Annotated in this window: 15 protein-coding genes; 12 read left to right on the top strand and 3 right to left on the bottom strand. The window is 70.8% G+C overall.

The window, feature by feature from the left end:
• Nucleotides 1-300: 300 nt before the first annotated feature.
• The 8 genes from ruvC to ACLQ3B_RS30290 all read left to right on the top strand — a co-directional run bounded on the left by ruvC (nt 301) and on the right by ACLQ3B_RS30290 (nt 9805).
• On the top strand, nt 301-828 hold the full coding sequence (ruvC, locus tag ACLQ3B_RS30325) for a crossover junction endodeoxyribonuclease RuvC (RefSeq protein ID WP_387176484.1): 528 nt from the start codon (nt 301-303) through the stop codon (nt 826-828).
• Nucleotides 825-1427 carry a Holliday junction branch migration protein RuvA gene (ruvA, locus tag ACLQ3B_RS30320; RefSeq protein ID WP_124823022.1) on the top strand — a complete coding sequence of 201 codons (603 nt, stop codon included), beginning with the start codon at nt 825-827 and terminating at the stop codon, nt 1425-1427. Before ruvC ends, ruvA begins: the two co-directional genes overlap by 4 nt.
• Before the next feature lie 75 nt (nt 1428-1502).
• Complete coding sequence (gene ruvB, locus ACLQ3B_RS30315) at nt 1503-2570, top strand: Holliday junction branch migration DNA helicase RuvB (protein WP_425784100.1); 1068 nt, start codon at nt 1503-1505, stop codon at nt 2568-2570.
• 121 nt (nt 2571-2691) lie between these two features.
• On the top strand, nt 2692-3048 hold the full coding sequence (yajC, locus tag ACLQ3B_RS30310; protein WP_425784099.1) for a preprotein translocase subunit YajC: 357 nt from the start codon (nt 2692-2694) through the stop codon (nt 3046-3048).
• A 277-nt stretch (nt 3049-3325) separates the two neighbouring features.
• Entirely contained in the window at nt 3326-5239 is a 1914-nt protein-coding gene (gene secD / locus ACLQ3B_RS30305; RefSeq protein WP_425784098.1) for a protein translocase subunit SecD, read from the top strand.
• Between the two features lies 1 nt (nt 5240).
• Complete coding sequence (gene secF, locus ACLQ3B_RS30300) at nt 5241-6440, top strand: protein translocase subunit SecF (RefSeq protein ID WP_425784097.1); 1200 nt, start codon at nt 5241-5243, stop codon at nt 6438-6440.
• 78 nt (nt 6441-6518) lie between these two features.
• On the top strand, nt 6519-7085 hold the full coding sequence (locus ACLQ3B_RS30295; RefSeq protein WP_425784096.1) for an adenine phosphoribosyltransferase: 567 nt from the start codon (nt 6519-6521) through the stop codon (nt 7083-7085).
• A 197-nt stretch (nt 7086-7282) separates the two neighbouring features.
• Complete coding sequence (locus ACLQ3B_RS30290; protein ID WP_425784095.1) at nt 7283-9805, top strand: RelA/SpoT family protein; 2523 nt, start codon at nt 7283-7285, stop codon at nt 9803-9805.
• A gap of 93 nt (nt 9806-9898) precedes the next feature.
• Here ACLQ3B_RS30290 and ACLQ3B_RS30285 read toward each other — a convergent pair whose 3' ends face one another.
• Together ACLQ3B_RS30285 and ACLQ3B_RS30280 are read right to left on the bottom strand one after the other, a co-directional pair.
• The gene (locus ACLQ3B_RS30285; protein ID WP_425784094.1) at nt 9899-10738 is read right to left on the bottom strand and encodes a peptidylprolyl isomerase; all 840 of its coding nucleotides are present in this window, start codon (nt 10736-10738) and stop codon (nt 9899-9901) included.
• Nucleotides 10739-10797: 59 nt separating this feature from the next.
• Complete coding sequence (locus ACLQ3B_RS30280; protein WP_425784093.1) at nt 10798-11682, bottom strand: peptidylprolyl isomerase; 885 nt, start codon at nt 11680-11682, stop codon at nt 10798-10800.
• Between the two features lie 270 nt (nt 11683-11952).
• On the opposite strand from ACLQ3B_RS30280, the gene ACLQ3B_RS30275 reads away from it, so the two are divergent.
• From ACLQ3B_RS30275 to ACLQ3B_RS30265, 3 genes are all read left to right on the top strand, one after another.
• On the top strand, nt 11953-12663 hold the full coding sequence (locus ACLQ3B_RS30275; protein WP_425784092.1) for an MBL fold metallo-hydrolase: 711 nt from the start codon (nt 11953-11955) through the stop codon (nt 12661-12663).
• A gap of 72 nt (nt 12664-12735) precedes the next feature.
• A complete protein-coding gene (gene hisS / locus ACLQ3B_RS30270) occupies nt 12736-14064 on the top strand; it encodes a histidine--tRNA ligase (RefSeq protein ID WP_425784091.1) in 1329 nt (442 codons plus the stop codon).
• 70 nt (nt 14065-14134) lie between these two features.
• Nucleotides 14135-15076 carry an acyl-ACP desaturase gene (locus ACLQ3B_RS30265; RefSeq protein WP_425784090.1) on the top strand — a complete coding sequence of 314 codons (942 nt, stop codon included), beginning with the start codon at nt 14135-14137 and terminating at the stop codon, nt 15074-15076.
• A 162-nt stretch (nt 15077-15238) separates the two neighbouring features.
• Here the strand turns inward: ACLQ3B_RS30265 and ACLQ3B_RS30260 are convergent, their stop codons facing one another.
• The gene (locus tag ACLQ3B_RS30260) at nt 15239-15745 is read right to left on the bottom strand and encodes a PaaI family thioesterase (RefSeq protein WP_425784089.1); all 507 of its coding nucleotides are present in this window, start codon (nt 15743-15745) and stop codon (nt 15239-15241) included.
• Nucleotides 15746-15800: 55 nt separating this feature from the next.
• Here ACLQ3B_RS30260 and ACLQ3B_RS30255 point away from each other — a divergent pair, with 55 nt between their 5' ends.
• Nucleotides 15801-16277 carry a winged helix-turn-helix transcriptional regulator gene (locus ACLQ3B_RS30255; RefSeq protein ID WP_425784088.1) on the top strand — a complete coding sequence of 159 codons (477 nt, stop codon included), beginning with the start codon at nt 15801-15803 and terminating at the stop codon, nt 16275-16277.
• The last annotated feature ends 82 nt before the right edge of the window (nt 16278-16359 follow it).

Genomic DNA, 16359 nt, shown 5'->3' with positions numbered 1-16359 from the left:
TTGTCGTCAAGATCCGCGCAAAATCAGGGGTGTTGCTGTCTCTCACGCGTCGGAGACAGCAACATCCGGGAAGTTGCGCGGATCTAGGCCCCGGGCTCCGGGCCCCGGGCCCCGGGGCGTGGGGCCGGGGCGTGGGGCCGGGGCGTGGGGGTGTGGGGCCCGGGGCGTGTGGGTGTGGGGGTGTGGGGGTGTGGGGCGTGGGGCCGGGGGCGTGGGAGGGCGTGTCCCGTGGGGCTGGTGGGAAGGGCGCCGGTTAGGGTGTCGAACACACGTACTGCTGACGGTCGGGGAGGGGGCGGCGTGCGCGTGCTCGGTGTCGACCCGGGCTTGACCCGGTGTGGGGTGGGCGTGGTCGAGGGTGTGCCCGGCCGGCCCTGCACGCTGGTCGCCTACTACGTGGTCTACACCGACCCGGCCGACGACCTGGCCCTGCGCCTGTTGCACCTGGACCGGTCGCTGGGCAAGCTGGTCGCCGAGCATCAACCGGAGAGCGTCGCCGTCGAGCGGGTGTTCAGTCAGCACAACGTTCGCACCGTGATGGGCACCGCGCAGGCCAGTGGAATCGCCGTGCTGGCCGGGGCGCGGGCCGGGCTGCCGGTGCAGACGTACACCCCGAGTGAGGTGAAGGCGGCGGTGACCGGGTCCGGTCAGGCCGACAAGGCGCAGATGACCGCGATGGTGACCCGGCTGTTGCGGCTGGCCGAGCCGCCGAAGCCGGCGGACGCCGCCGACGCGTTGGCCCTGGCCATCTGTCACGTGTGGCGCGGCGGGACCCGTTCCAAGCTGGCCGCCGCGGCCGACCGGGCACGACGAGGAGGAGCACGATGATCGCCAGCGTGCGCGGCACGGTGACCGCGACGGGGCCGGACCAGGCCGTGATCGAGGTCGGCGGGGTGGGGCTCGCGGTGCACTGCGCCCCGGGGACCCTGGCGGAGTTGCGGGTCGGCCAGGTCGCCCGGCTCGCCACCAGCCTGATCGTGCGGGAAGATTCGCTGACCCTCTACGGCTTCGCCGACGACGACGCCAAGTCTCTGTTCGAGCTGCTCCAGACCGCCAGTGGGGTCGGCCCGCGACTGGCCCAGGCGGTGCTGGCGGTGCACACCCCCGACGCGGTACGCAAGGCGATCGCCAACGCCGACACGGCCGCCCTGACCCGCGTACCCGGGATCGGGAAGAAGGGTGCGGAACGCCTGGTGCTGGAGCTGCGCGACCGGATCGGCCCGGTGCCGATCGGCGCCGACGGCGTGGCCGGGGTGACCCGCGGCAGTTGGCCCGAGCAGGTCCGGCAGGCGCTGGTGGGGCTGGGCTGGACGGCCGGTCAGGCCGATCAGGCGGTGGCCGCGGTGGCCGAGTCGATCGAGGGCGAGACCCCGCCGGTGCCGGTGCTGCTCAAGCAGGCCATCCGACTACTCGGTCGCACCCGATGACCGCCCGGGCCGTGCGATGAGCGCGATGAGTGAGCCGGGTGTGCGGGCCTCGCAGTCGCGAACGAAGGTGGGGCGATGAGCGAGACCGAGGGGCTCGTGTCGGCGTACGTCAGCGACGCCGACCGGGACGCGGAGGCGACGGTCCGGCCGAGGCGGCTGGCCGAGTTCATCGCCCAGGACCGGGTGCGCGACCAGCTCGACCTGTTGTTGCAGGGCGCCATGCGGCGGGGGTCGCCACCGGATCACATTCTGCTCTCCGGCCCGCCCGGGTTGGGTAAGACGAGTCTGGCCAACATCGTCGCCGCCGAGTTGGGCGCGGGCATCCGGGTGACGAGCGGTCCGGCGATCGAGCGTTCCGGTGATCTGGCGGCGATCCTGACCAGTCTCGCCGAGGGCGACGTGCTCTTCATCGACGAGATCCATCGGATCGCGCGGCCGGCCGAGGAGTTGCTGTACAGCGCGATGGAGGACTTCCGGGTCGACGTGGTGGTGGGCAAGGGTCCGGGGGCGACGGCGATTCCGCTGGACGTCGAGCCGTTCACCCTGGTCGGCGCGACGACCCGCTCGGGGTTGTTGACCGGGCCGATGCGGGACCGGTTCGGTTTCGTCGCGCACCTCGACTTCTACGCCCCGGCGGATCTGGAGACGCTGCTGCACCGTTCGGCGCGGATCCTGGGTGTGCCGATCACGCCCGAGGGCGCGACCGAGATCGCCGGTCGGTCCCGGGGCACTCCGCGGATCGCCAACCGGTTGCTGCGCCGGGTCCGCGACTACGCCGAGGTCCGGGCGGACGGGGTGGTCGATCTCGACACGGCCCGTGCGGCCCTGATCGTGTACGACGTGGACGCGCTCGGCCTGGACCGGCTGGACCGGGCGGTGTTGACCGCGTTGGTCGACTCGTTCCGGGGCGGTCCGGTCGGGTTGTCCACTCTCGCTGTGGCGGTGGGGGAGCAGCCGGACACGGTGGAGGAGGTCTGCGAGCCGTTCCTGGTGCGAGCGGGTCTGTTGGCCCGTACGCCCCGGGGGCGGGTGGCGACCGAGGGCGCCTGGCGGCATCTGGGGCGCACACCGCCGAATGGTACATTTGGTATGGATGGTCCACCTGTGCCCGACTTGTTCTCCTTGGATGCCGATCAGCCGTGATGTGAACGTGATCTGTGCCGCATTCGGCGTTCCCAGGTGCAGGGTTTAGACTTCGCCGCGGTCTGTACAGGACGTGAGAATCCGCCTCCGCTCCGGCACCCTCGTGCCGGGCAGGTGGCCAATGGGAAGGTCAGTAACCGTGCATTACGCAGCAGCGGGTGGCGGGGCCGGCGGTATCACGCCGATCCTGATGATCGCCCTGCTCTTCGGTGTCATGTACTTCATGATGATCCGGCCCCAGCAGAAGCGCCGCAAAGAGGCGGAGTCGATGCAGTCCAACCTCGGGCCCGGCGACGAGGTCGTGACGATCGGTGGGCTCTACGGCACGGTCACCGGCATCGAGGACGACACCGTCCTGATCGAGGTCGCCCCGGGCGTGCAGACCCGCTACGCCCGCCCGGCCATCGCGCGGGTGGTCACTCGCGCGGAGCTGCCGAGCGAGCCGGTCACCGAGGACGCGGACACCGCCAAGGACTGACCCCTCCCCCCGGGAGCGGCGAGTCCGGCGTACGGCCGGTCGGCCGGCCTCCGGGTCGTCGCGCCCCGACGGGGCAGCGGACGAGACGTGAAAACTGGATAGTTGGGTCGACGCCGGGCGTCGGCACGTTCCCGTGACCGTCGGCGTTCCGCGCCGGGGTGTCCGGGCCTCGTGTCGGCATCTCGTCGGCTCAAGGCAGACCCGTCGGGCGGGACCCCCGGCCCGACACCGCCGCCGCTGCGACAGCGGCGCGACCGTACAGGGAGACAGGACAGCCGTGGCACCACCTCAGGGACAGATGCGCCCCGGGCGGCAGCTCGCCGTGCTCGGGTTCATCTTCGTGGTCCTCTATCTTTTGGTGTTCTTCGCCGGCGCCAGCGGCAGCTTGAAGGACCGGCTCGAGCCCAAGCTCGGTCTGGACCTCATCGGCGGCACGCGGGTGACACTGGAGGCGACCAACAGCGTCGACGGCAAGCCCCCGACGGCGGAGAACCTCGAGGAGGCCCGCGAGATCATCGAGAGCCGGGTCAACGCGTTCGGCGTGGCCGAGGCCGAGGTGGTCACCGAGGGCAACCGCAACATCGTCATCTCCCTGCCCGGTGAGAACCGGGACCTAACCGACGTGGGCAGCGCGGCCGAGCTGCGCTTCCGCAAGGTGCTCAAGGCCGCCTCCGGCAGTGGTGTGGCCGAGGCGCCGCCCGCCGCCACGCCGGCCCCGTCCGCTAGCGCCGCCCCGACCGGCAGCGCGACCCCGTCCGGCGCCGCGACGCCGACCCCGACGGGCAGCGCCGCGCCGAAGGTGACCTCGTCGCCCAGCGGCGGTCAGGGTGGAATGGCCCCGGCGTCGCCCAGCGCCACGCCGTCCGCGTCCGCGACGGCCTCGCCGAGCGCCGCCGCGCCCAGCGCCAGCGCCGAGCCGGTGCCGGCCAGCATCGAGCAGCAGCGCAAGGCCGTCGAGCAGAAGGTCGGCGCCGCCGCGTGGCAGGCCGCCAACGGGCTGCAGGCCCCGGCCGACCTGACCGCCGACCCGTCGCTGGCCGAGAAGTTCAAGCCGTTCGGCACGCTGTCTCCGCAGGAGGTCGCGGTGCTGCCGGCGCAGATGCAGTTCAACGTGCCGACGATCAGCTGCAAGCAGCTCGACGAGCGCCCCCCGGCGTCGATCTCCGACGCCAAGCAGCAGGTGGTCTCCTGCGAGGACGGCGCGTCGAAGTACCTGCTCGACCAGGCGAAGGTGCTGGGCACCGACGTGTCCGACGCCGACGCGGTGCTCGACCAGACCAACGCCTGGGTGGTCAGCCTGGACTTCACCGGCGACGGTCAGGGCAAGTGGACCTCGCTGACCCGTGAGGCGTTCAACAACGAGGGCCAGGCCTGCGACGCGACCGGGCTGGGCCAGGACGGCAAGTGCCGGGTGGCCGTCGTCCTGGACAACAAGATCGTCTCCTCGCCGGAGATCCAGGGCGTGCTGACCGGCAACTCCCAGATCACCGGCACCTTCACCCAGAAGGACGCCAGCACCCTCGCGGGCCAGCTCCGCTACGGCGCGCTGCCGGTGACCTTCGAGCAGCAGGAGGCGCAGAACGTCACCGCCACGCTGGGTGCCAGCCACCTGCGCGCCGGTCTGCTCGCGGCCGGCATCGGCATGCTGCTGGTCATCATCTACGCGTTCTTCTACTACCGGCTGCTCGGCTCGGTGATCTTCCTCAGCCTCATCCTCTCCGCGCTGCTGGTGTTCGGCGCGCTCGTGGTGCTCGGCCGGCAGATCGGCTTCACGCTCACCCTCGCCGGCATCGCCGGAATGATCGTCTCGCTCGGTGTGGCGGCGGACTCGTTCGTCATCTACTTCGAACGACTGAAAGACGAGATCCGGGAGGGGCGCAGCCCGCGTAGCGCGGTGCCCCGCGCCTGGATCCGGGCCCGTCGGACGATCATTTCGGCCAACGCGATCACCCTGCTCTCCGCTGTGGTGCTCTACGTGGTCTCGGTCGGCACGGTCAAGGGGTTCGCGTTCGCGCTCGGCCTGGCCACCGTGCTGGACCTGGTGGTGGTCTTCCTCTTCCGGCACCCGATCATGACGATGTTCGCCCGGACCCGGGCGTTCCTGTCCCCGCGGGTCAGCGGTCTGGGCCGGGCACTTCCGGCCCGCAACCAGCCGACTCAGCCCCGCAACCCGCGCGCCAAGGAGGCCTGAGATGGCTGAAAACGGTCTGGCGAGCCGCCTCTACAACGGCGAGGCCGGTCTCAACATCGTCGGCAGGCGCAAGCTCTGGTTCGGCGTCGCCGGGGTCCTGGTCCTGATCGCGATCCTCAGCTTCTCGATCCGTGGGTTCAGCCTGGGCATCGAGTTCGCCGGCGGCAACTCGTTCCAGGTGCCGGCCAGCGTCGGCACCCTGGACGACGCCGAGCGGGAGGTCAACTCGGCCCTCGCCGCCGAGAACACCGGCGTCACGGTGGCCACCACGCAGAAGGTCGGCGGCACGGGCGGCGACTCCTACGAGCTGCGCACGCCGCAGCTCAGCGTCGAGCAGGCCAACGCGGTCAAGGCCCAGATCGCCGAGGACCTCGGCATCAGCCCCGGCCAGATCAGCAGCAACCAGGTCAGTGAGGCCTGGGGCAGCCAGGTGACCGAGCGGGCCGTGCTCGGTCTGGTCATTTTCATCGCGCTGGTGATGGTCTACCTCATCCTGCGCTTCGAGTGGCGGATGGCCGTGGCCGCGGTCGCCTCGCTGATCACGAACCTGATCCTCACCGCCGGCATCTACTCGCTTGTCGGCTTCGAGGTCACCCCGTCCACGATCATCGGCTTCCTCACCATCCTGGGCTTCGCGCTCTACGACGTGGTGGTGGTCTTCGACAAGGTCCAGGAAAACACCCGGGGCATCACCGCCAACAACAACCAGACGTACGGCGAGGCGTCCAACCTGGCGGTCAACCAGAGCCTGATGCGGTCGTTGAACACCTCGGTGGTCGCCCTGCTGCCGGTCGGCGGTCTGCTCTTCATCGGTGCCGGCCTGCTCGGCGCCGGCACGCTGAAGGACCTCGGTCTGGTGCTGTTCGTCGGTATGGCTGTGGCGTTCCTGACCTCCATCCTGGTGGCCACCCCGCTGTTGGCGCTGCTGAAGAACTACGACCCGCGGATCCAGGCGCACAACAAGCGCGTCCTGACCCGGCGGGGCGCGGTCTCCCGCGGCGAGGTCACCGGTAGGGGTGCCGCCGCGAGCCCGGCGACCCAGGCCGACGCGACCGACGAGCCGGTCGACCAGGACGCCGCCGCGCTGGCCGGTTCCGCCCCCAAGGTGGGCGCTCGCCCGGCGGGCAAGCGGGCCACCGGCGCCCGGGGCGGTCGCCCGGGTGGTGGCGGCAACCGGCCGGGTGGCGCCAAGCGGCGCTGACCCGACAGGAAACATCCGAACGGCGTCCGGCATGCTGTTGCCGGACGCCGTTCGTCGTCGAAGGAGAGCGAAACAGCCGTGACGGAGACCCACAGCACCGCAGCGCGCGGGGACAGTGGCCCCGAGGCCGCCCGACTGGTCGCCAGTCGGGTGCTTGACGTGCCCGACTTTCCCAAGCCCGGCGTCCTGTTCAAGGATTTGATGCCACTGTTCGCCGACGGCAAGGTCTTCCGTGAGGTGATCGACGAGGTCATCGCGTACCACGGGCGGGACGCCTTCGACGTGGTGGTAGGCATCGAGGCGCGCGGCTTCGTCGTCGCGGCGGCCATCGCGTACGCGACAGGGGTGGGCGTGGTGCCGGTGCGCAAGGCCGGCAAGCTGCCCCGCCCGGCGCACTCGGTCTCCTACGCGCTGGAGTACGGCGAGGCGACCCTCGAAGTGCACGAGGACGCCTTCACCGCCGGGCACCGGGTGCTTGTGGTCGACGACGTGCTCGCCACCGGTGGCACCGCCGAGGCGACGTTGGACCTGGTCGAGCGGGCCGGCGGGACCGTGACCGGCTTCACCGTGCTGCTGGAGCTCGGTTTCCTGGGTGGGCGTGAGCGACTGGCGCCGCGCCCCGTGCACGCCCTGTTGACCGTTTGAGGCGGTCGAGACTCGGTTGACCGTTTGATCCCGGACCCGTCGGACGGACCCGGCGCCGACCGTCCGGCGGAGCGGCAGGGGACCGTCCGTGCGGGTAGCATTGCCCTTTGCTGACGCCGGCGGTATCCCGTCCGGCGGGCGAGACCAGGTCGGCCGATGTTCGGCCGGCGTGTTTCCGGCGAGCGGTGAGGAGGCCGGTGTCCCACGATGTCGTCCCTCCGGCGGAGGGCACGGTGCACCCGACAGGCGACGCTGACGGCACGGTGACCGACCGGACAGGCGACGCGCCGGCCCGGGTGACGGGCACCGGCAACGGCTCCGGCAGGGCTTCCGGCGAGAGCGCGGTGCGTCCGACCAGCGGCCCGCCGAGCGCCGAGGCGTCGCCCGGCGCCGATGGCGTCGTGGTGCCGTTCCCGACCGACGCCGGCATCGACCCGTCACCAAGCGGTGGCTTCGGGCTGTCCAACGCGCCCACCGGGCGGCGGGTCCGGGCCCGGCTGGCCCGGTTCAATGCGCCCTGGCAGACCTCTCAGGTCAGCGAGGTGCTGGAGCCGCTCATCGCGAGCCACCGGGACAACCACCCCAAGGCGGATGCCCGGCTGCTCCAGCGCGCCTTCGACACGGCCGCCCGGTGGCACTCCGGGCAGTACCGCAAGTCCGGCGACCCCTACATCACCCACCCGCTCGCGGTGGCGACGATCCTCGGCAACCTGGGGATGGACACCACCACGCTTGTCGCCGCGCTGCTGCACGACACCATCGAGGACACCGAGTACACCCTCGACCAGATGCGTGCCGACTTCGGTGGTGAGGTCGCCCTGCTGGTCGACGGTGTCACCAAGCTCGACAAGGTCAAGCTGGGCGACGCGGCCAAGGCCGAGACGATCCGCAAGATGGTCGTGGCCATGGCCAAGGACCCGCGGGTGTTGGTGATCAAGCTGGCCGACCGGCTGCACAACATGCGTACCCTGACCTTCCTGCCCCGCCCCAAGCAGGAGCAGAAGGCCAAGGAGACGCTGGAGATCCTGGCGCCCCTCGCGCACCGGCTCGGTATGAACACGATCAAGTGGGAGCTGGAGGATCTGTCCTTCGGCACGCTGTTCCCGAAGCGCTACGAGGAGATCAACCGGCTGATCGGGGAGCACCAGCCGCAGCGCGAGTCGCTGTTGCGGCAGGTCACTCAGAAGGTCGGCACCGACCTGAAGGCCGCCAAGATCAAGGCGGAGACCACCGGGCGGCCGAAGCACCTCTACTCGATCTACCAGAAGATGATCGTGCGAGGTCGCGACTTCAACGACATCTACGACCTGGTCGGCGTGCGCATCCTGGTCGACACGGTCCGCGACTGCTACGCGGCGCTGGGCGTCATCCACGCCAACTGGCAGCCGGTGCCGGGCCGGTTCAAGGACTACATCGCGATGCCCAAGTTCAACATGTACCAGTCGTTGCACACGACTGTCATCGGGCCCACCGGCAAACCGGTGGAGATGCAGATCCGCACGTACGCGATGCACCGCACCGCCGAGTTCGGCATCGCCGCGCACTGGAAGTACAAGGAGCACAAGGGCACCCAGATCGTCGGTCCGCCCGCGCACATCGACGAGATGACCTGGCTGCGGCAGCTGCTCGACTGGCAGCGTGAGGCGGCCGACCCGAGCGAGTTCCTCGACGCGCTGCGCTTCGACCTGTCCAGCCAGGAGGTGTACGTCTTCACCCCGAAGGGTGACGTCATCCCGCTGCCGACCGGGTCGACGCCTGTGGACTTCTCGTACGCGGTGCACACCGAGGTGGGGCACAAGTGCATCGGGGCGCGGGTCAACGGCAAGTTGGTGCCCCTGGAGTCGACGCTGTCCAACGGCGACGTGATCGAGATCTTCACGTCGAAGTCCGAGACGGCCGGCCCGACACAGGACTGGCTGGGCTTCGTCAAGAGCCCGCGCGCCCGCACCAAGATCCGGCAGTACTTCAACAAGGAACGGCGCGAGGAGGCGATCGAGGCCGGCAAGGACGCGATCGTCAAGGCGATGCGCAAGCAGGGCATGCCGTTGCAGCGGATGCTCACCTCCGACGCGCTCATGTCGATCGCCCGCGACCTGCACCTGGCCGACGTGGCCTCGCTCTACGCCGCGGTCGGCGACAGCCAGGTCTCCGCGCAGTCGGTGGTGCAGAAGCTGATGGCCGCGTACGGCGGCGAGGAGGGCGCGGCGGAGGACATCGCCGAGACCGCCGTCGCCACCCGGCCGCCGCGCAGCCGGCAGAGCAGCGCCGATCCGGGCGTGGTGGTCCGCGGCGTCAGTGACGTCTGGATCAAGCTGGCCCGCTGCTGCACCCCCGTCCCACCGGACTCGGTGTTCGGCTTCGTCACCCGCTCCGGCGGGGTGAGCGTGCACCGCGACGACTGCGCCAACGCCGAGGACCTGCGCGCGCAGAGCGAGCGGGTCGTCGAGGTGAGTTGGAAGCTCACCTCCGCCTCGACGTTCCTGGTCGCCATCCAGGTCGAGGCTCTGGACCGGCACAAGCTGCTGGCCGACGTCACCCGGGTGCTCTCCGAGGAGCGGGTCAACATCCTCTCCGCCACCGTCACCACCACCCGCGACCGGGTGGCGGTGAGCCGGTTCAGCTTCGAGATGGCCGACCCGAAGCACCTGGGCCACCTGTTGGCCACGGTGCGCAAGGTCGACGGCGTCTTCGACGCCTACCGGGTCACCTCCGGGGCCTGACGCCCACCGGATCAGTCGCCAAGCTCGACGCGTACCCCGGAAACGACAGCGCCCGCCGGCTCAGCCGGCGGGCGCTTCGTGGTGCGCGTGGGGTCAGCCCTGCGGGTTGCTCATCGTGAGGTCCTTGATGATGACCTCCTTCTTCGGGTGGCCGCCGCCGGCCTGCTGGGCGAACGCGCCGTCGTCGCCGGCCTTGGCCACGTCCTTGACGAGGTCCAGACCGCCGGTGATGGTGCCGAGCACCGTGTACGCCGGGTCCAGCGGCGAGTCGCCGTAGACGATGAAGAACTGGCTGCCGGTGCTGCCCGGCTGGCCGGAGTTGGCCATCGCGATGACGCCCTCCGGGTACGGCGGACGCTTGTCGGTGGGCAGGTTCTCCTCGGGCAGGCGGTAGCTCGGGCCGCCCTGGCCGTCGGTCGGGCGCCAGCCGTTGCCGGTGGCGCTGGGGTCACCGCACTGCAACACCTTGATGCCCTCGGTCACGAGGCGGTGGCACTTGGTGTTGTCGAAGAAGTTCTTCTCAGCGAGGTGGGTGAAGCTGCCCGCCGTGCACGGCACCAGCGACCTGTCGACCTTGGCGGTGATGGGGCCGAGGTTCGTGTCGATCGTCATGGTCTGCACGCCGGTGCCGGACTGCTGGTTGCTCGGCACCCCGACGTCCTTGATCTGCGGGGGCCGCTGGTCGGTCGGCAGCGCGTTGTACACGCACTCGGACGCGCCGGCCTTCGCGGTGGTGGTGCCGGGCTTGTCGTCGTCGCCGCCGAGGCTCACCGCCAGCCAGACGGTGCCGGCGACCACGAGCACCAGCGCGGCACCCGCGCTGACGATCGCCGTCGTCTGCCGGCGCTTGCGGGCCTTGGCCGCGCGCTCGGCCATCTCCTTCTCGAGCCGGGCGCGTGCCGCCGCGCGCTGCCGCTCTCTGGTGGACGTCACGCCTGGATCCTCCTGGCTGTCTGTTGCTGAGTGCCGCTTGGGTGGGTGGTGGCGACCGGTCAGCCGGCGCTCGGGCTGCTGGCCGGGGTGCCGGAGGCCGACGGCGCCGGTGCCGCGCCGGTGACCGGCTCACCGACCGTGAGGCTCTGGATCGTCACATCGGTGCTGGGCTTGATCTTCGCCCCGGTCCCATTGTCCACGGTCGGGAGGGCGCCGATCTTCTCCACCACGTCCAGCCCGCCGGTCACCCGGCCGATGACCGGGTACTTCGGCTCGGCGGTGGTGAAGTCCTTGAAGAAGATCAGGAACTGGCTGCCGTTGCTGCCCGGCGGGTTGGAGACCATCGTCACCGTGCCCTTCGGGTACGTCGGCGGTTGGCCGGGGGCCGGGCTGGCCGACGGTGACGCCGACGGCACGGTCGGCAGTTCCTCGTCGTAGAACGAGTAGGTCGGCCCACCGAGACCCGTGCCGCTGGGGTCGCCGCAGCGCAGCGCGCCCTCGGCGGTGATCTCGTGGCACTTGGTGTTGTCGTAGAACGACCGGCTCGCCAGGTGGGCGATGCTCGCCGCCGCGCACGGGGAGTTGGTCAGGTTCAGTTCCGCGGTGATCGGCGCGCCCTGGTTGGTGGTCACGGTCATCGCCCGGGTGCCGTCGGTGGGCAGATCCTTGGTGGCCGGCGTGCCGACGTCCTTGAGGTTGGTGTTGGCCGTCGCGTCCTGCGGCGTCCAGAGGCAGGTGTCCCCCGCGGCCGTGTTCTGCTTCGGGTCGGAGTCGAACGCCCCGAGCGCCCACGCCGAACCGGCCACGACCAACACGAGGATCAGAGCGGCGCCAACTCCGGCCTGGATCTGCCGTCGCCGCCGCGTGGCGGCGGCCCGGCGAGCCAACTGCCGGTCGAGCTTGGCCCGCGCCAGTTTGCGCTGCCGGTCCCTGCTGGAAGCCACAGGTGCTCCCCTTTCCTCTACCTGGTCGTCGCCGGCGGCCGGTCGCCCCGGCCCGTCCGGGCGTCACGTGTGCCGCGCCTCACGCCCGCCAGAGTGTACGGCTAGTGACTGGGAATGTCGTGTACGAGGTCCACCCCGTCCCGAGCAGCGCTTATCGGAGGTTGTCACTGTGCCCTGCGGGGCGCGCGGGACGGACGCGGCAAACTCGCTCGGCACGCCCGATAGGCTGCGGTGCAGGACGACAGCTGCTCGACGGAAAGGACAGCGCCCGTGCTCGTGGCCGGCTTTCCCGCGGACGCCTTCGGCACCAACTGCTACGTGGTTGCCACCGCGCCGGGGGAGCAGTGCGTGGTGGTCGACCCCGGCATCGGGGTGCTCGACCAGCTCGACGCGCTGCTCGCCGAACACCGCCTGCATCCGGCCGCCGTGCTGCTCACCCACGGCCACGTCGACCACGCCTTCTCGGTCGCGCCGGTCTGCGGCGCGCGCGGCATCACCGCCTACGTGCACCCCGGCGACCGGGAGATGCTGGCCGACCCGTCCAAGGGCCTCTCGGCCGACCTGAAGTCGCTCTTCGGCGGCCGGCTGAGCTACACCGAGCCGGAGGACGTGGCGGAGCTGACCGACGGCGCCACCCTCACGCTCGCGGGTCTGGAGATCGCCGTCGACCATGCGCCGGGCCATACCAGCGGGTCGGTGCTGTTCCGGCTGCCGGGCGCCGGGTCGACCTGGGAGGCTGACGAGCTGTGCCTCTCCGGCGACGTGCTCTTCGCCGGGTCGATCGGCCGCACCGACCTGCCGGGCGGCAGCATGCCGGCCATGCTCACCAGCCTGCGCGACAAGATCCTTCCGCTGGCCGACGACACCGTCGTGCTGCCCGGCCACGGCCCCGCCACCACCATCGGCCGTGAGCGCGCCAGCAACCCGTACCTCATCGAGGTGGCTGGCACGTCGCCGGCCGCTCCCACCCGGGGCCTCTAGATCTTCGTCCGCGCCACGCGCGGACCCACGACACCACCGCGCCGCGGGCGCGGAACCGCAAGGAGTACGCCAATGAGCAAGCCCACGCCCATCTCCGGCTTCCCGGAGTGGACGCCCGGCCAGCGGATGATCGAGCAGTTCGTGCTCGACAAGATCCGGGCCACCTTCGAGCTGTACGGCTTCGCGCCGCTGGAGACCCGCGCCGTGGAGCCGCTGGACCAGCTGCTGCGCAAGGGCGAGACCTCGAAGGAGGTCTACGTGATCCGGCGGCTGCACGCCGACGCCGAGGGTGCCGGCACGGACGATCAGCTCGGCCTGCACTTCGACCTGACCGTGCCGTTCGCCAGGTACGTGCTGGAGAACGCCGGCAAGCTGAGCTTCCCGTTCCGCCGCTACCAGATCCAGAAGGTGTGGCGGGGTGAGCGGCCACAGGAGGGCCGTTACCGGGAGTTCGTCCAGGCCGACATCGACATCGTCGACCGGGACACCCTGGCCGCGCACCACGAGGCGGAGATGCCCCTGGTGATCGGGGACGCGCTGCGCTCGTTGCCGATCCCGCAGGTGACCATCCAGGTCAACAACCGCAAGATTTCCGAGGGTTTCTACCGGGGCCTCGGGCTGACCGACCCGGAGGCGGTGCTGCGCGCCGTGGACAAGCTCGACAAGATCGGTCCGGCGAAGGTGGCCGAGCTGCTGACCCAGACCGCCGGGGCGAACGAGGCGCAGGCCAAGGCGTGCCTGGCGCTGGCCGAGATCATCGCCCCGGACGCGTCGTTCGCCGACGCCGTCCGGGCGCTCGGCGTGAGCGACCCGCTGCTCGACGAGGGGATCGAGGAGCTGGTCCGGGTGGTGGAGACCGCCTCCGAGCACTCGCCCGGCCTCTGCGTGGCGGACCTGCGCATCGCCCGTGGCCTGGATTACTACACGGGCACCGTCTACGAGACCCAGCTGCGCGGCTACGAGCGCTTCGGCTCGATCTGCTCCGGTGGACGGTACGACAACCTGGCCAGCGCCGGCGCTGTCTCGTACCCGGGCGTGGGGATCTCGATCGGGGTGACCCGGCTGCTCGGGCTGCTCTTCGGCGCGGGGGAGCTGTCGGTCTCGCGTTCGGTGCCCACCTGCGTCCTGGTGGCGTTGGCCGACGAGGAGCACCGCCCGACCAGTGGCCGGATCGCGGCGGCGCTGCGGCGGCGCGGTATCCCCACCGAGGTCTCGCCGAGCGCGGCGAAGTTCGGCAAGCAGATCCGCTACGCCGAGCGGCGGGGCATCCCGTACGTCTGGTTCCCGGGTGCCGACGGGGCGCCGGACGAGGTGAAGGACATCCGCTCCGGTGAGCAGACCACGGCCGGTGCCGAGGAGTGGATGCCACCTTTGGCGGACCTCAAGCCGACTGTCGGTTGAGTTCCCCACTGGCGCTGACGGCCGCGGGGACCTACGGTAGCGTAAGTTACGCCACCGTAGGGAGTTTCTCGTGACCGTCAGCACCACAGTGAGTCAGACCGCGCTGCTCGTCGAGTTGGAGCCGGTTGTCGCGCGCAACCTGGACCGCCACCTCTCGCTCGCCAAGGAGTGGTTCCCGCACGAGTACGTGCCGTGGAGCGAGGGGCGGACCTTCGACGGGCCGCTCGGCGGCGAGGCGTGGTCACCGACCGACTCCACCATCCCGGACGTGGCCCGCACCGCGCTGATCGTGAACCTGCTGACCGAGGACAACCTGCCCTCGTACCACCACGAGATCGCCACCCTGTTCGGTCGCGACGGCGCGTGGGGCACCTGGGTGCACCGGTGGACCGCCGAGGAGGGTCGGCACGGCGTCGCGATCCGCGACTACCTGACCGTGACCCGGGCGGTCGACCCGGTGGCGTTGGAGCGGGCCCGGATGACGCACATGTCGGAGGGCTACACCAACGCCCACGGCGACGAGGTGCTGCACTCACTGGCGTACGTCTCGTTCCAGGAGCTGGCCACCCGGATCTCGCACCGCAACACCGGCAAGGCCACCGGCGACCCCGCCTGCGAGGCGCTGCTGGCCCGGGTGGCCGCCGACGAGAACCTGCACATGGTCTTCTACCGCAACCTGCTCGCGGCCGCGTTCGAGCTGGCTCCGAGTCAGGCCATGCGGGCCGTCGCCGACGTGGTGGCCGACTTCCAGATGCCGGGCAACGGCATCGAGGGCTTCGCCCGCAAGTCGGTGGCGATCGCCCTGGCCGGCATCTACGACCTGCGCCAGCACCGCGACGACGTGCTGCAGCCGGTCCTGCGCCAGTGGGACGTGTTCAACGTGACCGGCCTCGACGCCGACGGCGAGGCCGCCCGCGAGCAGCTGGCCGCCCAGCTGGAAGGCCTGGACCGCGCCGCGAGCCGCTTCGAGGAGAAGCGCGACGCCCGAGCCGCCCGCCTAGCCCTCCGCTAAACCCCACCCCGGCCCCTCCGGGCCCCCGGCCCTCCTGGTCCCCCTGGTCCCCCTCGGTCCCCCTCGGTCCCCTCGGGCCGTTGATCATGAAGTTATTGCCACTCGCGACGGCGTGTCGGGGCAATAACTTCATGATCAACCCAGCGGGGGTGGGGGGTGGGGTTAGGGGAGGGGGAGGATCAGGCAGGTGCTGGTGGCGTGGGCTATCAGACGGGCGCTGGCGTCGGTGACGCGGGCCTCGGCCAGGGCCGTGCGACGGCCGCGTTGCAGCACCGTGCCCTCGCAGCGCAGGGTGCCGCTGTCGACGGTGACCGGGCGGAGGAACTTCACGTTGAGGTCCAGTGAGGTGTAGCCGACGCCGGCGGGCAGGGTGGTGTGCACGGCGCACGCCGCGGCGGTGTCCAGCAGGGTCGAGAGCACACCACCGTGGACGCTGCCGAGCGGGTTGTAGTGGAACTCCTGGGGAGTCAACTCGACGACCACCCGACCCTCGTCGGCTTCCATCCGGCTCATGTCGAGAAGGTGCATCACCGGTGGCGCGGCCAGTTCGCCGGCGATCATCGCCCGGAGCGTGTCGAGGCCGGCGCGTCGACCGATCTGGGCCGCGTTGACCGACGGGTCCGCCCAGGAGAAGGTACGGCTGCGCACGGGTTCCTGCGTCTGCGTCATGGACGCAGCCTGGCAGCAGGTTGCTGAGTCTGTCAACGAGATCTAGCCTGGTCGGATGCGACCCGCGGCTCTGGACTGGTCAGTGGAGAACTGCACCATCGCTCGCGCCATGGAGGTCCTCGGTGAGCGGTGGACGCTTGTGGTCCTCCGCGAGGTGTTCACCGGCGTACGCCGCTTCGACGACATGCGGGTGCGCACCGGCATTCCGCGTCAGGTGCTGACCAACCGGCTCGCCAGCCTGGTGGAGCAGGGCGTGCTGAGTCGCGAGCCGTACCGGGAGCCCGGCAGTCGGCTACGCCACGAGTACCGGCTGACGGAGAAGGGTCTGGATCTGTGGCCGGTGCTGGTCGCCGTCCTCGGATGGGGCGACCGGTACCTCGCCGACGCCGAGGGCCCGCCGCTCAGCGTCACCCACCGCGACTGCGGCGCCGAGGTGCGCGCCGAACTGCGCTGCGCCGACGGGCACGACGTGGGCCGGCCACGCGACGTGATACCCAGTCCAGGCCCCGGCGCGCGTCGCCGTACCCCCTGATGCGCGGCGCGCGTCGCCGTACCCCCTGATGCGCGGCGCGCGTCGCCGTACCCCCTGATGCGCGGCGCGCGTCGCCGTACCC

Origin of the sequence: Micromonospora sp. DT53 (assembly GCF_049841535.1) — a bacterium.
GTDB lineage: Bacteria > Actinomycetota > Actinomycetes > Mycobacteriales > Micromonosporaceae > Micromonospora.
Note: the sequence above shows the minus strand (reverse complement) of the source record. Positions and strands in the feature narration are given on the sequence as shown.